A 2,642-nucleotide genomic window follows, 5' to 3' on the forward strand; every position below is an offset into this window, starting at 1 on the left:
GGTGTGGGAGGAGCTGCTCGGTGTCGAGCGGGTGGGGTTGCGAGACAACTTCTTTGATCTGGGTGGTCATTCCCTGCTGGTAGCCCGCATGGTCGCCCGCCTTCAGCAGGCGCTCAGGGTGCCGATTCCGGTGCGGATGCTTTTCGAGACCCCGATTTTCGGTGAGTTCTGTGATCGCATCGAAGGCGCCGCGTCGGCCGGCGCTGGTCTCCCCCCGATCGAGGCGGCGTCGCGCGTGGCGGGCGTTCCGGACGAGTCCCGGGCGACCGACGCACAGGAGCGCCTGTGGTTCCTGCAGCAGTTCGACGAGGACGCGGGTCGCGCTTATCACCTGCATGGCACGTTCCGGATCGAAGGTCCGGTGGACCGGATGGCGCTGCAGCGGGCCCTCAACGACGTGGTCGACCGGCACGAGGTGCTGAGGAGCCGTTGCGTGCGTCTCGGCGCGGAGCTACGGCAGATCGTCGATCCGCAGGCCCGCGTGGTTCTCGGCGCCGTGGACCTGAGGTCGGTCCCGGACGAGCGGCGGCCGGCAGCCATGCGGGACGCCGCGCGTGAACAGGGCCGCCGGCCGTTCCAGCTCGACCGCTCCCCTCAGCTACGGGCGACGCTGTACCGGCTGGGCCAGACCGAATACGTGCTGGCCGTCACCACCCACCACATCTTCGCCGACGGCTGGTCCGTGCAGATCCTGATCCGGGAGCTGGTCGAGCGGTACGAGGCGCATCTCGGCGCGGGCGCGACGGCGCGACCGCCGGCTCGGCTCCAGTTCGCGGACTATGCCCGCTGGCTGCGCGGCACCGAGCGCGGCGAGCGGCGGGCGCGCGAGCGGGAGTACTGGTCACAGCGGCTCGCGGGCCTGCCCGACCTCGTCCAGCTGCCCACCGACCGTCCGCGGCCTGCGGTGCAGACGTTCGAGGGCGCCGTTCGGCGCTTCCCCGTCCCGGCCGAGCTGGTCCGGGCGCTACGTCAGCGCTGTCGGGATGAGGACGTCACGCTCTACATGGCCGCGCTGGCCGCCTGGGCGATGGTGCTGGGTCGGCATGCCAACCAGGAGGACTTCGGCATCGGCACCCCCGTCGCGAATCGCCCGCTGCCGGAGCTCGAGTCCCTGATCGGCTTCTTCGCCAACACCGTCATCATCCGGGCAGATCTTGGCGGGCGCCCCACCGTCCGGGAGCTGCTGCGCCGGATGCGGGATGAGTGCCTGGGCGCGTACGCGCACAGCGAGCTGCCGTTCGAGTCCCTGGTGGAGGCGCTGCATCCGCACCGCACCCCGGACCGCAACCCGCTGTTCCAGGTGATGCTCGGCATGCACGAGGCCGTGCTTGGCCCAATCCGGCTGGGCGAGGCGATGCTGACCCCGTTGCCGGACGACCCCGGCGGGGCCAAGTTCGACCTGTCGCTCTTCCTAGCTCAGGATGGCGACCAGCTGCAGGGGATGCTGGAGTACCGCACGGCGCTCTTCGACGAGGCCACCGTGCAGCGGCTGCAGCACCACTTCCTCGCCGCCCTGTCGGCGGTGGCGTACCTGCCGGAGCGGCCGGTCGACGAGGTGCCGCTGCTGTCGGCCGAGGAGCGGCACCGGATCACGGCCAGATGGAACGAGACGGCCATGGTTGTCCCCGAGCCGGGGCCCGTCCCGCTGCGGCTCGCCGCGCAGGCGGCGCTGACCCCGGACTCCGTCGCCCTGGAGGCCGGCGGGGTCACGCTGACCTACCGGCGTCTCATCGCCCGGGTCGAGGCCACGCGCGAGGCGCTGCGCCGCCGCGGCATCGGGCGAGGCGACCGCGTCGCCGTCTGCCTGGAGCGTGGCCCCGACCTGGTAGTGGCGCTGCTTGGTGTGCTGGCCTGTGGCGCCGCGTACGTACCGCTGGACCCGCACCACCCCGCGCAGCGGCTGCGTCACATCGTCGCGGACGCCGCTCCCGCACTGATCCTGCTCGACGACCCTGCGGTGCCTTTCGCAGACGGCCTGGCCAGCCTTGTGATCGCCGACGTGGGCGACGGCGAACCGGACGCACAACCAGCGGACTGGTCCACGGGCCTGACCGCCCAGGACCTCGCCTACCTGATCTACACCTCGGGTTCCACTGGCATGCCCAAGGGCGTGATGATCAGCCACGGCGCTCTGGCCAACTTCCTGACGGCGATGCGCGACATGCTTCCGTTGCGGGCGACCGATGTGTTCGTCGCGGTCACCACCCACGCCTTCGATATCGCGGCGCTGGAGCTGTTCTTGCCACTCACCCTCGGAATGCGCACAGTGCTGGCGACGTGGGAGCAGGCCACGTCCGGCGCCGAGCTCGCCGGGCTACTGCGCACGGCCGGCGCTAGCGCAATGCAGGCGACCCCGGTCACCTGGCGGACGCTCCTGGACTCCGGATGGGACTGCCCTGAGGGCTTCCTCGCCCTCTGCGGCGGCGAGGCCCTGCCCGCCGATCTGGCCGCGGATCTGCTGCGCGCAGGCGTTCGGCTGTGGAACCTCTATGGCCCGACGGAGACCACGATCTGGTCGACGGCGACAGAGTTGACGGCTGGTGTGGGTGTGTCGGTGGGCCGGCCGGTGGCGAATACGCGGGTGTTCGTGCTGGATGGGGGTTTGGCGCCAGTGCCGGTGGGGGTGTGTGGTGAATTGTTTA

1 protein-coding gene is annotated in these 2,642 nt (G+C 70.9%); it reads left to right on the forward strand.

The genetic code is table 11. From position 1 onward, the window contains the following. Positions 1-2,642: condensation domain-containing protein (locus BMG523DRAFT_RS22110; protein WP_152987901.1), on the forward strand; the 2,642-nt coding region annotated here is incomplete at both ends.

It is taken from the genome of Frankia sp. BMG5.23, assembly GCF_000685765.2.
In the GTDB taxonomy this organism is placed as follows: Bacteria; Actinomycetota; Actinomycetes; order Frankiales; family Frankiaceae; genus Frankia; species Frankia casuarinae.